We start from the raw sequence: 17462 nt of genomic DNA, 5'->3' as shown, positions 1-17462 counted from the left end.
TGGCGGGAAGGGATCCCCCTCTTTGAATTGGCTCTTTCTCCGGACAGGTCTTGTCGGCCTTCTTCGGGATCAAGGGGCAGAGCTGCGGGATGGGATCCCCTCGACATGGGTGTGCAACACCTTGCCGCACAGGGTTTTCTCCAGCCAGGGAGTCGCTGGCGATCGGGAGTGGAGAGTGGCAACAGAAACCGTCCAAGGGTGGGTGGGATCAAACAGCACCCAGTCGCTGTGGGGGGTAAGGGTGGGCGGATCTAGGTTTAGGCAGCGGGCCGGGTACAGGCTGAGGGCAGACCACAGTTGCAGCGCCGTCAGGGATCCCGTTGCCACCAAATGTTGCCACAGCAGCGGCAGAGCCAGCTCCAGGCCCATCGCCCCCGGCGGGGCATCGGCAAAGGGCAGCGTTTTCTCTTCGTAGGTGTAGGGGTGGTGATCCGTAGCGATCCCCAAGTTGCCGGAACGGATCCCGGCGATCAGAGCCTCTCGGTCGCCAGCGCTGGGAAGAGGGGGCAGAAGGCGAAGGTGGGGATCGTAGCGGTGCTCAAAGACGGCCTCTTCGGACAAGATCAGGTGCATCCAAGTGGCGCTGGCGGTAACCGGCAGTCCTTCGGCTTGGGCCTGTTGGATCAGCTCCAGGCTGCGGGCTTGGCTCAGGCGCATAATATGCACAGGCGGAGGGGAAGGAACGCTCCTGATCACCTCCAAGAGACGGGCCAGAGCGGCAGTTTCAGCACTGGCAGGGATCCCTTTCAGCCCCAGGCGCAGCGCCCAGATCCCTTCGTAGAGGCTACCTTGCCCGGCCAAGGTGGGATCCCAGGCCCAGAGCAGCAGGGGTTTATTCTCCAGCCGCAAATACTCCAGAGCCCGCCGCACCAAAGCCAAGGAGCGCAGTGGCTGAACCTCTGCAAAGCCAACTGCTCCCGCTTGCGCCAGTTCTCCCCAGGGGGTTGGAGTTTCTCCTTGGCCACCCACGCTCAGGGCAGCCCAGGGCAGCCAGCGGGGATCCCCCAATTGGCGGGGGTAGCGGTTCAGGTGTTCCGGGCGATCCAGCACCGGAAAAAAGCCGCTTCCGGGAAGGGGGGTGGGCAGAAGCCCCACCTGGGTAAAGCCTCCCGCCAAAGCCGCTGCAGCCAAAGAGGTCAGGGTTTCCCGACTGTGGGCCAGAAAGTGCTCCGCACCGCTTACGCGACCGTTGCCAACCATCTCGCCGCTGTGGGCATACAGATCCAGCAAACCCGGCCCCACTACCCAGCCTGAGCCATCGATGGTGGGGATGTCGGCAGGGATCCCTGCCGGCTCGGTGGCCCGCAGACGACCCTCTTGCAACCACACATCGGTTACTTCATCCCGCTGACGCCAAGGATCCAACAGGCGCACTCCCTGGAGATGCACATTTTGTCCTGTTAGTCGTCCTGTTAGCTCGCGGAGAGGGGATGAGCCCATCTTTACAAAGCTCCAGCGGTGGTGCAGTCCAAGATCTGGCCCGACAGATGGGTGGTGAGGTTCAACACCTTCAAAACCGGGGCACCCTCCTTGCCTTCTGGATAGTCGATCACCGTAATGGCGCCATTCCCCTGCTTGAAGATCCAAAAGGCTTGGGGGGAAAGGTCGAACAACTGACAGATGATCGCCTTGTTGATGGCATCGTGGGCAACAACAACCGCCGTGCCCTGAGGAAACTGGGCTGCGGTGATGGCCAAAAGCTCCTGCCAAGCGGAGCGAGTGCGCTCCCACACCTGGTGAAGGTTTTCCCCATTGGGCATCTGCACACTGGCGGGATCCCGTTGCCAGCGCTCCAGCTCGCCGGGGTATTCGGCTTCGACTTCGCTTTGCAGCTTGCCCTCCCAGTCGCCGTGGCAGATCTCTTGCAAGTCGGGCATTGGGCGCAAAATGAGGTTGCTGTGGTTGCTGCAGATGGCATCGGCTGTGGCCCAAGGGCGCTTCAGGGGGCTGGAGAAGGCCAGTTGCAGAGGTTGAGTGGCCAAAAATTCTGCCACCTTGGCTGCCTGTTCCTCCCCGGTGGCATTGAGGGGGATATCCCGCTGCCCTTGAAAACGGCGCTCTCGGTTCCATTGGGTTTCCCCATGCCGCACCAGCAAGATGCGCATCCCCTGCTTGCGCTTGGGCAGGGCTTGGCCGAGGTGAGCGGTGATGTTCAGAGATTCCAGTTGTGGCGGCCCCTGCAGGCCCTCGGGAAAATTGAGAACGCTGATGGCGCAGTTATCCTGCCCGAGGCGGTGATAGTGGTGTGGCCCCAGGCCGATGGCGGTGCTGACCAGGGCGCGATTGATGCCGCTGTGGCCCACGATGAGGATATTGAGGGGCTGCCTTGGGGAGGGATCCGCTCCATGGTTCCAGGGGCCCGAAGCCGATTGCAGATGGAAAGCCAGCATTTCCCAAAACCCCTGCGCCTGCTGCCAGAGATCCCGCACCGGAAAGCGGCCCTCCAGCTCCAGGTTGTCGGGATGGTGCCGCCACAGATGGTAATCTTCGGGGTATTTCTCCTGCACCTCGGCAAAGGTCAGCCCTTCCCAGGCCGTCAGGTCGATCTCCCGCAGTTGATCGGTGATGTGCAGAGGGATCCCTTCTCGGTCTTTCAAAATGACGCGAGCGGTATCGAGGGCGCGAGACAGGGGGCTGCAATAGGCGCAATCCAACGGGATCCCGGCCAGGGCCTCGGCTACACGCTGCGCCTGCACTTCTCCAGTGGGGGTGAGCCGGGAGAGATCGGAGCGGCCTTGGATGCGATTTTCCAGGTTGAAGGTGCTCTCACCATGGCGCACGATCAAGATGCGCAGGGCAGGCTGGTCGCGGTAGCGGGACGGAGTCCTTGCCATCGCTTGCATGGACTTACTCATCGCAGTAGCGGGACGGAGTCCTTAGAACACCTTCTAGAGTACCGCCACTGGGCGGCGCTCGCCTTCGTCAATTCACCGGTTGGGCTGCCGACTGAGGCGTATTTGGGCTGGTCGCCGCTTGTGATGGGGGCATCTTTGGAGAATGGCCGCGCTGCGTTTCCGCTGGCAGAGGTTTTGGTTGAATGGACGTTGGCGAAGGGGGCCGGCTTGGTGCTCCTTGCCCTTGTTGTGGTGCTGTTGGCGCAGTTTTTCCCTCCACTGCTCCCTCAGGAGAGCCCCCTGCCACCGATAGAATCCGAGAAGACAAAGTGTAGGATCCCTGAAGGCGGATCCCTCTTGCCTGGACAAGCGCTGCCATGGTTTCTCCACAATTGGCTTGGGATCCCGGATCCCTGACCGAAAGCCCCAACCCGGCTACAGCCGAGATCGACCGTCTCAGCACCTGGGAACTGGTGAAACGGATCAACGCCGAGGATCGGCAGGTGCCGGAAGCGGTGGCTGCTCAGGCGGAGCCGATTGCCCAAGCCATCGATGCCATTGCCCAGCGGATGCGTCACGGCGGGCGGCTGATCTATATCGGGGCAGGAACCTCAGGTCGGCTGGGGGTACTGGATGCGGCTGAGTGCCCACCCACTTTTGGCACTTCCCCCGCACAGGTGGTGGCTTTGATCGCCGGGGGGGAAAAAGCCCTGACCCAGGCGGTAGAGGGTGCAGAGGACGACGCGGAAGCGGCTGCCCGCGCGCTGGAGGGTCTTCACCTCCAAGCTCAAGATAGTGTTGTGGGAATTGCCGCCAGCGGTCGTACCCCCTATGTGCTGGGTGGGATCCAAGCCGCTAGGAGCATGGGGGCGCTCACGATTGGCCTGGCCTGTAACCACCCTTCCCCGCTAACCGAGCAGGTGGACATTGCCATTGCCCCTTTGGTGGGGCCGGAGGTGATCCTCGGATCCACCCGCATGAAAGCCGGCACAGCCCAAAAGCTGGTGTTGAACACGATCTCCACTGGAGTGATGATCCGCTTGGGCAAGACCTATGGCAACCTAATGGTGGATCTCCAGGCCAGCAATGCCAAGCTCAAGCAACGGGCGGAGCGAATGGTGGCCCTAGCCTGCGATCTGGATCCCGCCGCGGCTGCCCAATTGCTGCAGGCTTGTGATGGAGAGGTGAAAACCGCCATCCTTGTGGCCTTGATGGGGTGCTCTGCTCAGGAAGCTCGTCAGCACTTGCAACAGGCCCAGGGCAACATTCGCCAGGTGCTTGATTCCGTTCTGGCGCAGCGGCGGTGACAATAGTTGAATGGCTTGTCCATGAGCGTTTGCGGCTACCTCTACACGCCTTCCCATGCCCCTTTGCCGGAACAGGAGTTGGCCTGGCTCAAGTTGCGAGGGGCCGATCCCATCCTGCACGATTGGGGATCCCGAACTCATTTGGAGGAGCTGTTCCGGCGCATCACAGCCGGCTGGGTGCAGGAAGTGCTGCTCTTGCGCCTGGCGGATCTGGGGGATCGGGCGGATGAAATTCACGAGCGGCTGCTGCAAATCCAACACTCCGGGATCCGCCTCAGCTTGGTCACCGAATCCGGTCTGCAAACCCCCACCGAGGCTGCCGATTGGATCCCGCTGCTGGCCGAGATCCCCCATCAGTTGCAAAGCCGCCGCCTCTGCTGCAGCCAAGCCCAAAACCGCCTGGCGGGCAAGCCTCCCCCCGGCCCTGCCCCCTTTGGCTACCGCCGCGAAGGGGAACGCTACGTGCTGGATCGCCGGCAGGCCAGCATCGTTCAGGATTTTTTCCAGCACTTTCTCCTCTACGGATCCCTGCGGCAGGCGGTGCGCTTCTTGGAGGAAAAACACCACAAGCGGATTTCTGTGGCCACCGGACGCAACTGGCTGCTCAACCCGGTATACCGCGGGGATCTGGCCTATGCCGACGGCACCACCCTGCGGGACACTCACCCGGCCCTCCTCAGCCGTACGGAAGCCGCCCAGATCGATCGCTGGCTCAAACGCAACCAAGGGATCCCTCGCCGCAGCGCCAGTGCTCCCCGCGCTTTGGCCGGCCTGGTTCATTGCTGTTCTTGCGGCAGCCTTCTGCGCATTGTGCAAACCACCCCTCGCAAGGCGAAAAAGAACGGATCCCTCTACCTCTATCTGCGCTGCCAAACCTGTCGCTACAGCCTCCCCTACACCGAAGTCCTGCAGGAGGTGATCCGGCAGGTGTGCGAACAACTGCCCCAACGCGCCCAGACGCTGGATCGACAAGCCCTCACCCAAGTCCGCCAAGAGCTCCAAGCCCAAATCCAGGCCAACGCCGAGCGGCTGCGGCAATTGGAAGAGCTGCAGCAATCTGGACTAATGGACGAGGCCTCCCTGGCCCAGCGTCGCTACCAGTTGCGAGCAGAGACGGCCCGCTTGGCCCAAAAGCTGGAGCAACTCCCCCCCGCCAACCTCACCCAGACCATCCAAACCCTCTCCATCCCGCCCTTCTGGCAAGACCTCAGCGAGACCGAACGGCGTGCCTACCTGCGGGAATTCCTGCGCAGGATCGAGGTGGATTCTGCAGGAGCGGTGCGAGTTACGTTTGCCTTTGATCCCTGAGAGTGAAGGGTTCTCCCCACCTTCCCCGGAGAATTGAGATCATTCTTGATTCTTTCTCGACTCAGCCCTGCCTCAGCGACAAGCCAAGAGGACGGGATCAGCGCCATGGCATAGCTGAATCCTTCCCGATTTGGGTGAATTGTCATCTGGAATTGTTTTCTTTTGATCACTGATGAAAGTATATCTAAAACTAAAATCGGGAAAAACATCAAAAATCGACTTGAGAAGCCCTGGGAACTTTCTTAGGACGATTTGCAAGATCTGGGAACTTCTAGCTTTTTGAGGGATCCACCTTTATCCTTCGCAACAGTTCTCAGGGGGCGGGTTGGCTGCCGATAATGTCCCTTGTCTGCCCCATGGAGGAACGCGCTGTGAAATTGGCGGTTTACGGAAAAGGTGGGATCGGCAAATCCACCACCAGTTGCAACATCTCGGTGGCCTTGGCCAGGCGGGGCAAAAAGGTCTTGCAGATTGGCTGTGATCCCAAGCACGACAGCACCTTCACCCTGACCGGCTTTCTCATCCCCACCATCATCGACACCCTGGAAGCCAAGGGCTATCACCACGAAGACATCTACCCAGAAGATGTGATCTACCGCGGCTACGGCGGCGTGGACTGCGTGGAAGCGGGTGGGCCCCCGGCAGGGGCCGGCTGTGGCGGCTATGTGGTGGGGGAAACCGTCAAACTCCTGAAGGAGCTGAATGCCTTCGATGAGTACGACGTCATCCTCTTCGATGTGCTGGGGGATGTGGTGTGCGGCGGTTTTGCGGCTCCCCTCAACTACGCCGACTACTGCCTGATCGTAACCGACAACGGCTTTGATGCCCTGTTTGCCGCCAATCGGATTGCTGCCTCGGTGCGAGAAAAGGCCAAAACCCGCAAGCTGCGGTTGGCCGGGCTGATCGGCAATCGCACCAGCAAGCGGGATCTAATCGACAAATACGTCTCGGCAGTTCCCATGCCGGTTATCGAGGTGCTTCCCCTCATTGAAGATATTCGCGTCTCGCGGGTCAAGGGCAAGACCCTCTTCGAGATGGCGGAAACCGATCCCAGCCTGGAGCCTGTCTGCCAGTACTACCTGAACATCGCCGATGAGCTGCTGGCCCGTCCGGAAGGGATCGTGCCCCAACCTGCAGAGGATCGGGAGCTGTTTGCTTTGCTCTCCGACTTTTACAACACTCCAGCCCGCCAACTGGCCTTGGTGTGACGGATCCCCTGCCGGCTTGGGCAGTGTGTCCAAAGATGAAGCCACTGTTTCGGAAGACTGTCGCAAACCTTATCAATTTGTTGTCCGATCCGCTTTCCACTCCAAGATGGATCCTGTAGGGATCCCGCTTTGGGAAGGAAATGGCACAGGAGTTGGATATGCAAGGACAAGAGCAACCCACCGTCGTGATTACCGGAGCTTCCTCGGGTGTTGGCCTGTACTCAGCTTTGGCCTTGGCCAAGCGCGGCTGGCACGTGGTGATGGCCTGTCGGGATCTGGACAAAGCCTACCGGGCGGCCCAGCAAGTGGGGATCCCCCAGGGCAGCTATACCCTGATGCAGATCGATCTGGCCAGCTTGGCCAGCGTGCGGCGGTTTGTCGAGCAGTTCCGCAACTGGGGCCGTTCCTTGGACGCCTTGGTCTGCAATGCCGCCATCTACATGCCCCTGCTCAAGCAGCCCCTGCGCAGCCCGGAAGGATATGAGCTGACCATGGCCACCAACCATCTGGGGCATTTCTTGCTCTGCCATTTGATGTTGGAGGATCTGAAACGCTCCACCTATCCAGATCGGCGGCTGGTGATCTTGGGCACGGTTACCCACAATCCCAAAGAGCTGGGGGGTAAGATCCCACCCCAACCCCACCTGGGGGATCTGCGGGGGTTTGCCCAGGGCTTTAAGGATCCCATCAGCATGGCCGATGGCGGCAAATTTGAACCGGTGAAAGCCTACAAAGACAGCAAAGTCTGCAATATCCTCACCATGCGCGAGCTACACCGCCGCTTCCACGAAAGCACTGGCATCACGTTCCTCTCCCTCTATCCGGGGTGTGTAGCCACCACGGCTCTGTTCCGCCATCACTATCCCCTGTTTCAAAAACTTTTCCCCTGGTTTCAAAAAAACATCACGGGCGGATTTGTTTCTCAGGAATTGGCCGGAGAGCGGGTGGCCCAAGTGGTGGCCGATCCCGAGTTTCGTCGGTCGGGGTTCTACTGGAGCTGGGGCAACCGGCAACGCAAGAATGCCAAGCCCTTTAACCAAGAAGTCTCTGACGAGGCGGCGGACGATGCCAAGGCCAAACTGCTTTGGGATCTCAGCGAAAAATTGGTGGGTGTGCCCCAGTTGGCGGCCCTTTAGCCCGAAATGTTCCCCTCTTTATATGTTGTTAGGAGACGAGCATGAATGCTGCTTTGGATAGTGCCAACGCCCTTAACTTTCAGTGCGAAACCGGCAACTACCATACCTTTTGCCCGATTAGCTGTGTAGCCTGGCTTTATCAAAAAATTGAAGACAGCTTCTTTTTGGTCATCGGCACCAAAACCTGTGGCTACTTTCTGCAAAACGCCATGGGGGTGATGATCTTTGCCGAGCCCCGCTATGCCATGGCCGAGCTGGAAGAGGGGGATATCAGCGCCAAGCTGAATGACTACGAGGAGCTGAAGCGGCTGTGCCTGCAAATTCAGCGGGATCGCAATCCCAGCGTGATTGTCTGGATCGGCACCTGCACCACCGAGATCATCAAAATGGATCTGGAGGGCCTAGCCCAGAAGCTGGAAGGGGAGATCGGGATCCCGATTGTGGTGGCCCGGGCCAATGGCCTCGACTACGCCTTTACCCAAGGGGAAGATACGGTTTTGGCCTCGATGGCTCAACGCTGCCCAGAGCAGGTGCGGGCAGAGGAGCAGGAAACCCGCGGGGGTCTCCAGGCGCTTTTTTACGGGCTCCGCTCTGGAACAAAGAAAGAGGAGGAAGGCTTCCACAAGCATCCCCCCTTGGTGATCTTCGGCTCGGTGCCCGATCCGGTGGTTACCCAACTCACCCTGGAGCTGAAAAAACACGGGATCCGCGTCTCCGGCTGGTTGCCGGCCAAACGCTATGGGGAGCTGCCGGCCATCGAGCCGGGCACCTATGTGGTGGGGGTGAATCCTTTCCTCAGCCGCACAGCCACCACGCTGGTACGCCGTAAAAAGGCTAAGCTCATCACCGCTCCTTTTCCCATCGGGCCGGATGGCACCCGCGCCTGGATAGAAGCCATTGCCCGCGAATTGGGGATCCCAACTCAAGGCTTGGCAGAGCGGGAAGCGGAAGTGTGGAGCCATCCCCAAGTTCGGGATTATCTGGAGCTGGTGCGGGGCAAAAGCGTTTTCTTCATGGGCGATAACCTGCTGGAGATCTCGCTGGCCCGTTTCCTGGTGCGCTGTGGCATGACGGTGCAGGAAATTGGGATCCCTTACATGGACAAACGCTACCAAGCGGCTGAGCTGGCCCTCTTGGAGCGCACCTGCGAAGAGATGGGAGTGCCCAAGCCCACCATCGTAGAGAAGCCGGATAACTACAACCAAATCCAGCGCATCAAGGCCCTGCAGCCGGATCTGGTGATCACAGGTATGGCCCACGCCAACCCCCTAGAGGCACGGGGGATAACCACCAAGTGGTCGGTGGAGTTCACCTTCGCCCAGATCCACGGCTTCGGCAACACCCAGGCTCTGCTGGAGCTGGTGACCCGACCGCTGCGGCGCAATGCTGCCCTCAAAGGCTTGGGTTGGGAGCGGCTGGTGCGAGAAGAAGCCCCTATCTAACCTTCCGGCTCCTCATTGTCAAACAGTAGACCGTCTAGGTGATCTGGCAGTTGCTGCCGGTCGATCCAGACCATGCCCGCCAGAATAGCTTCGGCCTCGTTTTGAAAGTAGCCGTAGGCTTTGGTGCCAATCTCCGACTCGCAAGAGCCATCTTGCTGGAGCAGCCGGCAGCGAAAGATAAACCCCTTCTCTGTAGCTTGGGTGGTGATGCTGATACATTTACGCTGAACACTGCTGAACATCACTGTTCAACTATGCAGCGATAGCATTCTGTTTGTTTCCATTCGCGTTAGCGGGACGGAGTCCAAACAGAATGGCGGTATCCCGCAAAGCTTTGAGTAGAATACCCAAAGCGCAGTTTCCGTGTCGTCTTACTACCAATTTTCTGCTTTGCTTTGGCTACCATGTTGGCAGACTCGAAAGTAAACAGAAAGATCAACTGGTAGTAATCCGTACTGAACATATTATACATTATTTTCAGTATAGTTGAGCTTATTATTGACTAGAGTCATGCTCCAGTTGCGGTGGATGTGCTCGGCCATAGCAGGGATCCCGCCTCGAAAGAGGGTGAATTGCAGACTCAGAGGGTGCTCAACACCTCTCGCGCGGCGGCTAGAGTTTTCTCCACATCGGCCTCTGTGTGGGCCAGGGAGGTGAAGCCGGCCTCAAATTGCGAGGGCGCCAGATAGACTCCCCGCTCCAACATGCCGCGATGGAAGCGGGCAAATTTCTGCAGATCGGAAGTCTTGGCCTCTTCGTAGTTGCGCACTGGGCCGGCAGTAAAAAAGAAGCCAAACATGCCGGGCAGATAGCCCCCGCACATCTCATGCCCCGTTTCCCGCGCGATCTGCAGTAGCCCCGTCGCCAACTTCTCGGTAATCCGCTCCAGATACTCGTAGGTGCCCGGGCGGCGCAAAATGTCCAGTGTCTGGATCCCTGCTGTCATGGCCAGGGGGTTGCCGGAAAGAGTCCCTGCCTGATACATCGGCCCCGCTGGAGCCACCATTTCCATAATTTCTCGCCGACCGCCGTAGGCCCCCACCGGCAGGCCGCCGCCGATGACCTTGCCCAGGGTCGTTAAATCGGGGATGACCCCAAACTTGGCCTGTACACCGCCATAGCTGATGCGAAAGCCGGTCATCACCTCATCAAATACCAGCAGGGCTCCGTACTTTTGGGTGAGATCTCGCAAGCCTTCCAAGAAGCCCGGCTGGGGGGGAATAAAGCCGGCATTGCCCACCACCGGCTCTAGGATGACTCCGGCAATGGAGTCGGGGTGCTGTTCAAACAGGGCCTTGACTGCCTCCAGGTCGTTGTAGGGAGCCGTCAGCGTAGCGCTGGTAGCTGCCTTGGGCACCCCCGGCGAGTCTGGCAAGCCCAGCGTGGCCACCCCCGAACCGGCTTTCACCAAAAACATGTCCGCATGGCCGTGGTAGCAGCCCTCAAACTTGATCACCTTTTCCCGACCGGTATAGGCCCGCATCAAGCGCAGCACCGCCATGCAAGCTTCGGTGCCGGAATTGACAAAGCGCACCATCTCCACACTGGGCACCGCCTCAATGACCCGCTCCGCCAGCTCATTTTCCAGAACGCAAGGGGCGCCGAAGCTGGTGCCTTTCTCCAAAGCTCGGCGCAGAGCCTCAATGACCTCGGGGTGAGCGTGGCCAACAATCGCCGGCCCCCAACTGCCGATGTAGTCGATGTATTGGTTGCCGTCCACATCCCAGGCGTAGGCCCCTGAGACACGGTCGAACACGACGGGATCCCCGCCCACCGACTTGAAGGCGCGCACCGGAGAACTAACCCCCCCCGGCATGAGACTTTGTGCCCGGGCAAAAATCTGTTTGGAGCGGGTGGTGTTAAACGAAGTGGAGTGGAGAGTGCTGGTCATAGAGCAGGAGCTTTCAACGCATTACCAAGGCTAGCAAGCAAGGGAGCTTTCTGGTGAGCCCTTTTACGGACCCTGAACCTACAAACCCATCCCTGCCAGTGTGTCGATCACCTGCTCCAGGATCAGGGTGAGGTTGGGATGGGAGGTCTCGAACAGGCCCAGCGCCTCTCCGATGCGATCCCTGGGGCCTTGGCTCTGTTTGCTCTCGGTCGGGGATCCCAGATCGGCCAGCACCGCCTCCACTTCCTGGCGAATGGCGGCAATTTGCTGTCGCTGCTTTTCATCCAAGCCAGGGGTTTTTTGCAGCTCAACATCCAGATCGTGCAGCAGTTGTCGCAGTTTCGATTCGGCCATTCTGTAAAGAGACCTTAACGACTTGAGAACCGATTGAGTTTTGACCACCCTGCCTCAATCATACGGTCTGATGGGTTGAAGCAGGGATCCCTCTATCTAGGGTCTAAGAGCGGGTAAGCGGCGAAGGTTAACTTTTGCAGCCGGGGATCCCAGCATTGGAGCAACCTTTGTAGGATGGGCAGTAGAGTCTATCCCCATGTCTGAGCTGGCATTGGCCCTAGTAGGGGCGGCGGTTGCTGCTGCCCTTTTCGTTGGGATTTTCGTCTGGGAACAAAGACGCAGCCAAGAATTGCTGCAGCGGTGGGCGGCAAAGCAGGGCTACTCCCTGTTGAGCCAGGAGGCACGGTACTGGCGGCTGGGGCCTTTTTCCGGGAGCACTTCCAAGTATCAACGGGTATTCCGTGTGCGGATACGGGATCCGTGGGGGCAAGAACGCACCGGCTGGGTGAGGTTAGGGAACTGGTGGCTGGGGCTTTTGTCGGATCAGGCTGAGGAGCGGTGGGAGTAGGCTGGGGTTGAACCATGGAAAGGGAAAGCGATGAACGGGATCAGGGGTTGGAAAGGGCTGAAGGGGGTGGCGTGGCTGGGCCTGGTACTGGCGGTGGCCCTGTTGGGTTGGAACATAATCGCCGGAGGTGGAGCGATGGCCAGTCCCGCTGAGGGATCCCGAATGTTGACGGTTACAGGACAGGGATCGGTCTCCGTAGAGAACTCCATTGCCCTCATTCGCTTGGGGGTGGTGATCCAGGGGGAGACGGCGCAATCGGTACAACAACAGGTGGCAGAACGCTCAGAGCGGCTGGTCAATCGCCTCAAGGAGCTGCAAGTAGGCGCTCTACAAACCACCGGCATTTCCCTCTACCCGCAATACGACTATCGGGATGGCCAACCTCGCCTAACGGGTGTGCAGGGGCAAAACAGTCTGCAATTCGAGGTGCCCGTGGCCAGAGCCGGGCAAGTGCTGGATGAAGCCGTGGCCGCCGGAGCCACCCAGGTGGAATCGGTCAGTTTCCGGGCCGACGATGCCACCCTGTTGGAAGCGCGCAGCCGCGCCCTAACCCAAGCCGTGAAAGATGCCCAACGCCAAGCCCAGGATGTGCTGGGGGCCTTGAACCTGAGCATCCGTTCCGTCGAGCGCATCCAGATTCAGAGCGATGGCTACATGATCCCGCCGCCGATCCCCTTTGCCCGCGCCGACTATGCCCGTCTAGAAACGGCATCCACACCGGTGGAGGGGGGACAGCAAACCGTGCGCGCCCAAGTCACCCTCGAGCTCCGTTACTGAGCCTCTGCTCTGTTGCCTGGAATGATTCACAAATGTTCACCGCATGGATTTCAGCTCTCCCGCCAAAAGATTCCTACTCAGGGCAAGCCTTGGACAGCAACAGACACCGGCTCCGCAATGATCTGTCAATAATCCAATTACTTGGTTATGGTCATTCCAAACTAGATTGAGACACTCCCCAGGCGTTCCGCACTGCTGCCCAAGCGCTCCGCGCTGCTTCTGGAAACCACCCTCACCCCCAACCCCTCCCCCAGAAGGAGTCAGCCCTCACCCCCAACCCCTCTCCCTCTGGGAGAGGGGAGTTGGGAAGCGATGCAACAGAAATGTTTCATTCCTGTTTATTTATAATGACTATAATTTAACCAACTCGGCAAAGTTGAAGCGGCTGCTGTTTGCTACCGCATTAGAATAGCGATGGAAAGTTGCGGGTAGTTTGCTTTCCCGGATTTTCTCGCCATCCTGCCTCAGTTTGTCTATGGATCCCAGCCCGGAGAGCGTTGGTGCAACTCCTCTGCCCGAGAAGGGGAAATCCGGCTCTGGCAGAAGTCAAGACGGCAGTCTGCAAGCCCGTGTACTGATTGTGGATGATAGCTACATGGTGGCAGAAATGCTGTCCAACTTTTTGGGCAAGCAGGGCTGCAGTATTTCTTATGCTTTGGATGGCCTCTCCGCGCTGGAGCAAATTCGCCGCCAACCCCCAGACCTCATCATTGCCGACTGGGTCATGCCCTCTCTGAACGGCCTAGACCTGTGCCGCCAACTGCGGCAATTGCCGGAATATGCTTGGGTGTACTACATCATTATGACTGCCCGCGAGGGCAACGATAGCATGGAGCGGGCTTTGGAGGCAGGCGCCGATGAGTTTCTTTCCAAACCCTTTCAGGCTGCAGAGCTGCTGACGCGGGTGCGGGCAGGGCTGCGCATTGTAGAAAGTCGCCGCCAGCAATATCTGCTCAAAACTGGGCAAAAATCTCCTCCCTCTCCCCCCAAGTCGATTGGTTTGGAGGTGGGTAGCCGTCAGGATTTGGTGGCTCGTTTGCCGCTGCGGGTGGCCCAGGCCCGTGCCCAATCGGAACCCCTCAGCTTGTTTGTGCTGCGCTTGGCCAACCTCGGTTCTCTGGCACAAGGGCTGGATGCTGACGGTCGGGCTGATCTGCTCAAACTGTTTAGGGAGCGTTTGGCCAATAACCTGCGCGATGGAGACGACCTGTTTTGCTACGACGAGGGGCAGTTTATCATTCTGCTGCCGGGGAGCACCTTGGCTGCTGCGCAAATGGCTGCCGAACGCTGCTGTCAGCGGATGATTCAGGATCCCTTTGTGGTGAATGGGCGGGCGCTGCCGGTACAGCTCCAGTTTGGAGCGGCCAGCCTCATGGACAGCGATGATCCCAAGGGGGTGGCTCTGTTGCGTCGGGCTGCCCAGGCTATGCGAGATAGCAGGAATGTGCACAGCTCGGTGGTGACTGCTCCCCATCCCATCCCAGTTTCCGACCGCGTCAGCGGAACGGAGTCCTCAGAGCTGCTGAAACGCCTGCAGCGTCTGGAAAAAGAAAACGCCGAACTGCGCCGAGAGCTGGAGACTCGCCTCAGGCAGATTGAGGATCTCCGCCAACACCATCAAGAGCTCAGCCAAAAAATGCAGGCTTCTGCACCGGAACTGTCCACAGCGGGATCCCTGGCCCATAGACCCTTCCGCTTGCGGCGGCGAAAACTCCGGCAGCTTTGTCTGAAGCGTCAACTGAGCCGCAGAAGACCGCGCCTGGCTTTGGGACGGCTGAGCAGGTAGTGATGGGCTGAGCGAACGGGAGAGACGGAAGGGAGGTGCAAAAGGCTATGATGGGCATTCTTCAGGGTCAAGTGGCCGGATCTGGGATCTGGAGACCAGCAGGAAGATGGTTCCTAAACAACATTGAGCTCATCTTGACGGCGGTAGGAATAGGGGTGATTCTGCTAAGTGGTTTTGTGGCCAGCCGCAGCGCTTTTTCGCTAGAAACGGCAACGGCGGTCAGCGCCACTTTGGTGGGGGTTATCCACGGGATCCTCTTTTGGCTGTTGCGACGGCGGCAGAGACAGGTGAGGCGGGAGGCAATCGGGCAAATTCGGGAAATGCTGGAAGATTTGGGCAAAAACCGCCTGCAAACCATCAAGATGAGCTTGTACATGGTGCAGGCGCGTCAACCGGAACAGGAAGAGCGAACCCGACAAAGCTTTGACCGCGTTTATCAGATCCTGGCGGAGATGAGCACCTTGATCGACCACATTTCGGAAGAATCTCTGGCCGGCTGGCGCCATCGCTACCGGCAGACTCTGCAGCGGGTTGAGTCGGAGTCTCAGTAGTTTTTAAATCGTCTTTAACTTGAGTGGCTTAAGGGATCCCTTGAGGAGTTGGCTGAGCCGGTGGACGGTCGGATTTCGGGAAGCACCCAATTGCTCGGTCTAATCGGGGATCCGGTGGCCCACAGCTTATCCCCAGCCATGCACAATGCTGCTTTGGCAGCTATGGGGGAAAACTATTGCTATGTGCCGTTTCCGGTGGCTCCAAAACACTTGGCGGCGGCGGTGGCAGGGCTGGCGGCCATTGGGGTGCGGGGGTTTAATGTGACGATTCCTCACAAACAGGCCATTCTCCCTTTGCTCGATCAGATTGAATCGCGGGCAGCAGCGGTGGGGGCGGTGAATACGGTTTACCCCTTGCCAGAGGGCGGGTGGGCGGGCACCAATACCGATATCGATGGCTTTGTGCAGCCTTTGCTGGGTCTGGAAAAAGGGATCCCTACTCTCATTCTGGGATCCGGGGGGGCAGCGCGGGCGGCCATCCAAGGCTGTTTGGAGTTGGGGCTGGGGCCGGTGCGGGTGGCGGGGCGATCCCCCAACCCATTGCTGGCCTTGCAACAGACCTGGCCTCAGGTGGAGACGGTGAACTGGGCGGAGTTGAATTGCTACCTGTCTCAGACGCGGCTTTTGGTCAACACCACCCCTGTGGGTATGCACAAGCCGGGATCCCCCGCCGGTCAAGGGCTTTCCCCCCTGAGCCGAGAGCAACTGTGCCTGCTGTCTCCAGGTGCCATCGTGTACGACCTGATCTATGTGCCGGATCCCACTCCTCTGCTGTGCATGGCCGCCGAGTTGGGCTATACCCCCATCAGTGGGCTGGAGATGCTGGTTCAGCAGGGGGCCAAGGCCCTGTCGCTTTGGCTGGGAGGCAAGCCTGTGCCAGTAGAGGTGATGCGGCAGGCAGCTCAACACCAGTTGGCCCAGGTTTAGGGTCACTCCAGGCCAGTTGGAAGCCCTCTCTCAAGGTGTAATGAGATAACAACAACTACCGGGCTAGCAATCCAAGGTTGTTTCCCGCTCCCAGGGCGTGATCTGACGGTTGTATTCCTGCCACTGTTGGCGTTTGAGCTTGAGGTAGGCATTTACAAAGGGATCCCCAAGCCTGCTGCGGAACAGGGTGTTTTGGTCTAAATGGTTGAGGGCTTCGACCAGAGAGCCGGGCAACGTTGGGGCATTGGGGAGGGGATCGGTGTAGGCGTTGTTGTCACAGCGGGGGCCAGGATCCCGTTGGTGTTGGATCCCGTCCAGGCCGGCGGCAATGAGACCGGCAGCCAAAAGGTAGGGATTGGCAGCAGCATCGGCCAAACGCAGTTCAAACCGCCCGGCATCCGGGATCCGAATGGCGTGGGTGCGATTATTGCCGCTGTAGCTGATCGTATTGGGAGACCAGGTGGCCCCAGAGAGCGTGACGGGGGCATTGAGGCGGCGATAAGAATTGACCGTCGGGTTGGTGAGGGCACACAAAGCAGGCGCATGGTGTAGCACCCCGCCGATGAAGTGATAGGCCAGTTGAGAAAGCCCCAATTCCCCTTGGGGATCGGCGAATAGGTTTTGCTCCCCCTGCCAAAGAGAAATATGGGTGTGGCAGCCGTTGCCCGTCAGATGGGCAAAGGGTTTGGGCATGAAGGTAGCTCGATAGCCATGCTTTTCGGCAATGCTTTTCACCATGTATTTGAAAAAGGCGTGGCGATCAGCCGTAACTAGGGCATCGTCAAACCGCCAGTTCATTTCAAATTGGCCGTTGGCATCTTCGTGATCGTTTTGATAGGGATCCCAGCCCAGCTTCTGCATGCCATCGCAGATGTCTCGGATCACCGAGAAACGCCGCATCAAACTTTGCTGGTCATAGCAGGGCTTGGCCTGCCGATCCCGCTCATCGGAAATGGCCCACTCTTCTGGCGACAGAAGCATGAACTCGCATTCGATCCCCGTCTTGACTTGAAAGCCCATGGCTTCTGCTTGGGACAACACCTGCTTCAACACCCAGCGGGGGGTTTGTGGCAAGGGATCCCCGTTGACCTGGACTAGATCGGCAGGCATCCAGGCCACTTCCGGCTGCCAGGGCAGTTGAAACAGGCGCTCGCGCTCCGGCTGGGCAAACACATCGGGGTCTGCAGGCGTCAAGTCCAACCAGGCGGCAAACCCGGCAAATCCAGCCTGACCCTCCCATGAAGTCGATAACTGAGGCAGGCACCAGCTTGGCCCGTTGGATCCCAAGCAGGTCGGTAAAAGAGAGCAGAAAGTAGTTGATCCCTTGGGCGCGGGCAATTTCAGCTAGAAATCGCAGGAGCCCCGCACTGTACCCGTAGGGTCAGTGTCGGGAGGAATGCGGAAGTTATGATAGAACCATGACCCAAGTCCTG

15 protein-coding genes and 1 pseudogene are annotated in these 17462 nt (G+C 59.1%); 10 read left to right on the top strand and 6 right to left on the bottom strand.

Features of this window, described 5'->3' with window-relative positions:
* Nucleotides 1–69: 69 nt before the first annotated feature.
* Entirely contained in the window at nt 70–1440 is a 1371-nt protein-coding gene (locus tag ACVWY9_RS09680; RefSeq protein ID WP_457388207.1) for a dihydroorotase, read from the bottom strand.
* Nucleotides 1441–1442: 2 nt separating this feature from the next.
* Nucleotides 1443–2834, bottom strand: a complete 1392-nt coding sequence (locus ACVWY9_RS09675) for a histidine phosphatase family protein (RefSeq protein WP_457388239.1) — start codon at nt 2832–2834, stop codon at nt 1443–1445.
* Between the two features lie 377 nt (nt 2835–3211).
* Here ACVWY9_RS09675 and murQ point away from each other — a divergent pair, with 377 nt between their 5' ends.
* From murQ to ACVWY9_RS09650, 5 genes are all read left to right on the top strand, one after another.
* A complete protein-coding gene (gene murQ, locus ACVWY9_RS09670; RefSeq protein WP_457388206.1) occupies nt 3212–4141 on the top strand; it encodes an N-acetylmuramic acid 6-phosphate etherase in 930 nt (309 codons plus the stop codon).
* 21 nt (nt 4142–4162) lie between these two features.
* Nucleotides 4163–5449 carry a recombinase family protein gene (locus tag ACVWY9_RS09665; RefSeq protein WP_457388205.1) on the top strand — a complete coding sequence of 429 codons (1287 nt, stop codon included), beginning with the start codon at nt 4163–4165 and terminating at the stop codon, nt 5447–5449.
* 371 nt (nt 5450–5820) lie between these two features.
* Nucleotides 5821–6657 carry a ferredoxin:protochlorophyllide reductase (ATP-dependent) iron-sulfur ATP-binding protein gene (gene bchL / locus ACVWY9_RS09660; RefSeq protein ID WP_041437180.1) on the top strand — a complete coding sequence of 279 codons (837 nt, stop codon included), beginning with the start codon at nt 5821–5823 and terminating at the stop codon, nt 6655–6657.
* Between the two features lie 158 nt (nt 6658–6815).
* Nucleotides 6816–7793, top strand: coding sequence for a protochlorophyllide reductase (locus ACVWY9_RS09655; RefSeq protein WP_457388204.1), 978 nt, complete (start codon nt 6816–6818; stop codon nt 7791–7793).
* Between the two features lie 41 nt (nt 7794–7834).
* Entirely contained in the window at nt 7835–9235 is a 1401-nt protein-coding gene (locus ACVWY9_RS09650) for a ferredoxin:protochlorophyllide reductase (ATP-dependent) subunit N (protein ID WP_457388203.1), read from the top strand.
* On the opposite strand, the gene ACVWY9_RS09645 is transcribed toward ACVWY9_RS09650, so the two are convergent.
* The 3 genes from ACVWY9_RS09645 to ACVWY9_RS09635 all read right to left on the bottom strand — a co-directional run bounded on the left by ACVWY9_RS09645 (nt 9232) and on the right by ACVWY9_RS09635 (nt 11480).
* Nucleotides 9232–9477, bottom strand: coding sequence for a hypothetical protein (locus tag ACVWY9_RS09645; RefSeq protein ID WP_414330709.1), 246 nt, complete (start codon nt 9475–9477; stop codon nt 9232–9234). The two genes, ACVWY9_RS09650 and ACVWY9_RS09645, sit on opposite strands and share 4 nt — an antisense overlap.
* A 338-nt stretch (nt 9478–9815) precedes the next feature.
* Nucleotides 9816–11126 carry a glutamate-1-semialdehyde 2,1-aminomutase gene (gene hemL, locus ACVWY9_RS09640; RefSeq protein ID WP_457388202.1) on the bottom strand — a complete coding sequence of 437 codons (1311 nt, stop codon included), beginning with the start codon at nt 11124–11126 and terminating at the stop codon, nt 9816–9818.
* A gap of 78 nt (nt 11127–11204) precedes the next feature.
* Complete coding sequence (locus tag ACVWY9_RS09635) at nt 11205–11480, bottom strand: DUF4404 family protein (protein WP_457388201.1); 276 nt, start codon at nt 11478–11480, stop codon at nt 11205–11207.
* Between the two features lie 196 nt (nt 11481–11676).
* Here ACVWY9_RS09635 and ACVWY9_RS09630 point away from each other — a divergent pair, with 196 nt between their 5' ends.
* From ACVWY9_RS09630 to ACVWY9_RS09610, 5 genes are all read left to right on the top strand, one after another.
* Complete coding sequence (locus tag ACVWY9_RS09630; protein ID WP_414409074.1) at nt 11677–11988, top strand: hypothetical protein; 312 nt, start codon at nt 11677–11679, stop codon at nt 11986–11988.
* A 30-nt stretch (nt 11989–12018) separates the two neighbouring features.
* Nucleotides 12019–12765, top strand: a complete 747-nt coding sequence (locus tag ACVWY9_RS09625; RefSeq protein ID WP_457388200.1) for an SIMPL domain-containing protein — start codon at nt 12019–12021, stop codon at nt 12763–12765.
* A 475-nt stretch (nt 12766–13240) separates the two neighbouring features.
* A complete protein-coding gene (locus ACVWY9_RS09620; RefSeq protein WP_457388199.1) occupies nt 13241–14551 on the top strand; it encodes a response regulator in 1311 nt (436 codons plus the stop codon).
* Nucleotides 14552–14598: 47 nt separating this feature from the next.
* Complete coding sequence (locus ACVWY9_RS09615; protein ID WP_414413104.1) at nt 14599–15102, top strand: hypothetical protein; 504 nt, start codon at nt 14599–14601, stop codon at nt 15100–15102.
* A gap of 60 nt (nt 15103–15162) precedes the next feature.
* Nucleotides 15163–16029, top strand: coding sequence for a shikimate dehydrogenase (locus tag ACVWY9_RS09610; protein WP_457388238.1), 867 nt, complete (start codon nt 15163–15165; stop codon nt 16027–16029).
* Between the two features lie 63 nt (nt 16030–16092).
* Here the strand turns inward: ACVWY9_RS09610 and glnT are convergent.
* Nucleotides 16093–17386, bottom strand: a pseudogene (glnT, locus tag ACVWY9_RS09605) (type III glutamate--ammonia ligase).
* Nucleotides 17387–17462 lie beyond the last annotated feature (76 nt).

The organism is Thermostichus sp. OS-CIW-31, from assembly GCF_054060305.1.
The sequence above is the reverse complement of the archived record's forward strand: the minus strand, read 5'-3'. Positions and strand labels throughout refer to the sequence as shown.

Bases quoted from the DNA above. Each gene is read 5' to 3' on its own strand.
- ACVWY9_RS09680 (WP_457388207.1), bottom strand. From the start codon at position 1,440: ATGGGCTCATCCCCTCTCCGCGAGCTAACAGGACGACTAACAGGACAA.
- ACVWY9_RS09675 (WP_457388239.1), bottom strand. From the start codon at position 2,834: ATGGCAAGGACTCCGTCCCGCTACCGCGACCAGCCTGCCCTGCGCATC.
- murQ (WP_457388206.1), top strand. From the start codon at position 3,212: ATGGTTTCTCCACAATTGGCTTGGGATCCCGGATCCCTGACCGAAAGC.
- ACVWY9_RS09665 (WP_457388205.1), top strand. From the start codon at position 4,163: ATGAGCGTTTGCGGCTACCTCTACACGCCTTCCCATGCCCCTTTGCCG.
- ACVWY9_RS09655 (WP_457388204.1), top strand. From the start codon at position 6,816: ATGCAAGGACAAGAGCAACCCACCGTCGTGATTACCGGAGCTTCCTCG.
- ACVWY9_RS09650 (WP_457388203.1), top strand. From the start codon at position 7,835: ATGAATGCTGCTTTGGATAGTGCCAACGCCCTTAACTTTCAGTGCGAA.
- ACVWY9_RS09645 (WP_414330709.1), bottom strand. From the start codon at position 9,477: ATGTTCAGCAGTGTTCAGCGTAAATGTATCAGCATCACCACCCAAGCT.
- hemL (WP_457388202.1), bottom strand. From the start codon at position 11,126: ATGACCAGCACTCTCCACTCCACTTCGTTTAACACCACCCGCTCCAAA.
- ACVWY9_RS09635 (WP_457388201.1), bottom strand. From the start codon at position 11,480: ATGGCCGAATCGAAACTGCGACAACTGCTGCACGATCTGGATGTTGAG.
- ACVWY9_RS09630 (WP_414409074.1), top strand. From the start codon at position 11,677: ATGTCTGAGCTGGCATTGGCCCTAGTAGGGGCGGCGGTTGCTGCTGCC.
- ACVWY9_RS09625 (WP_457388200.1), top strand. From the start codon at position 12,019: ATGAACGGGATCAGGGGTTGGAAAGGGCTGAAGGGGGTGGCGTGGCTG.
- ACVWY9_RS09620 (WP_457388199.1), top strand. From the start codon at position 13,241: ATGGATCCCAGCCCGGAGAGCGTTGGTGCAACTCCTCTGCCCGAGAAG.
- ACVWY9_RS09615 (WP_414413104.1), top strand. From the start codon at position 14,599: ATGATGGGCATTCTTCAGGGTCAAGTGGCCGGATCTGGGATCTGGAGA.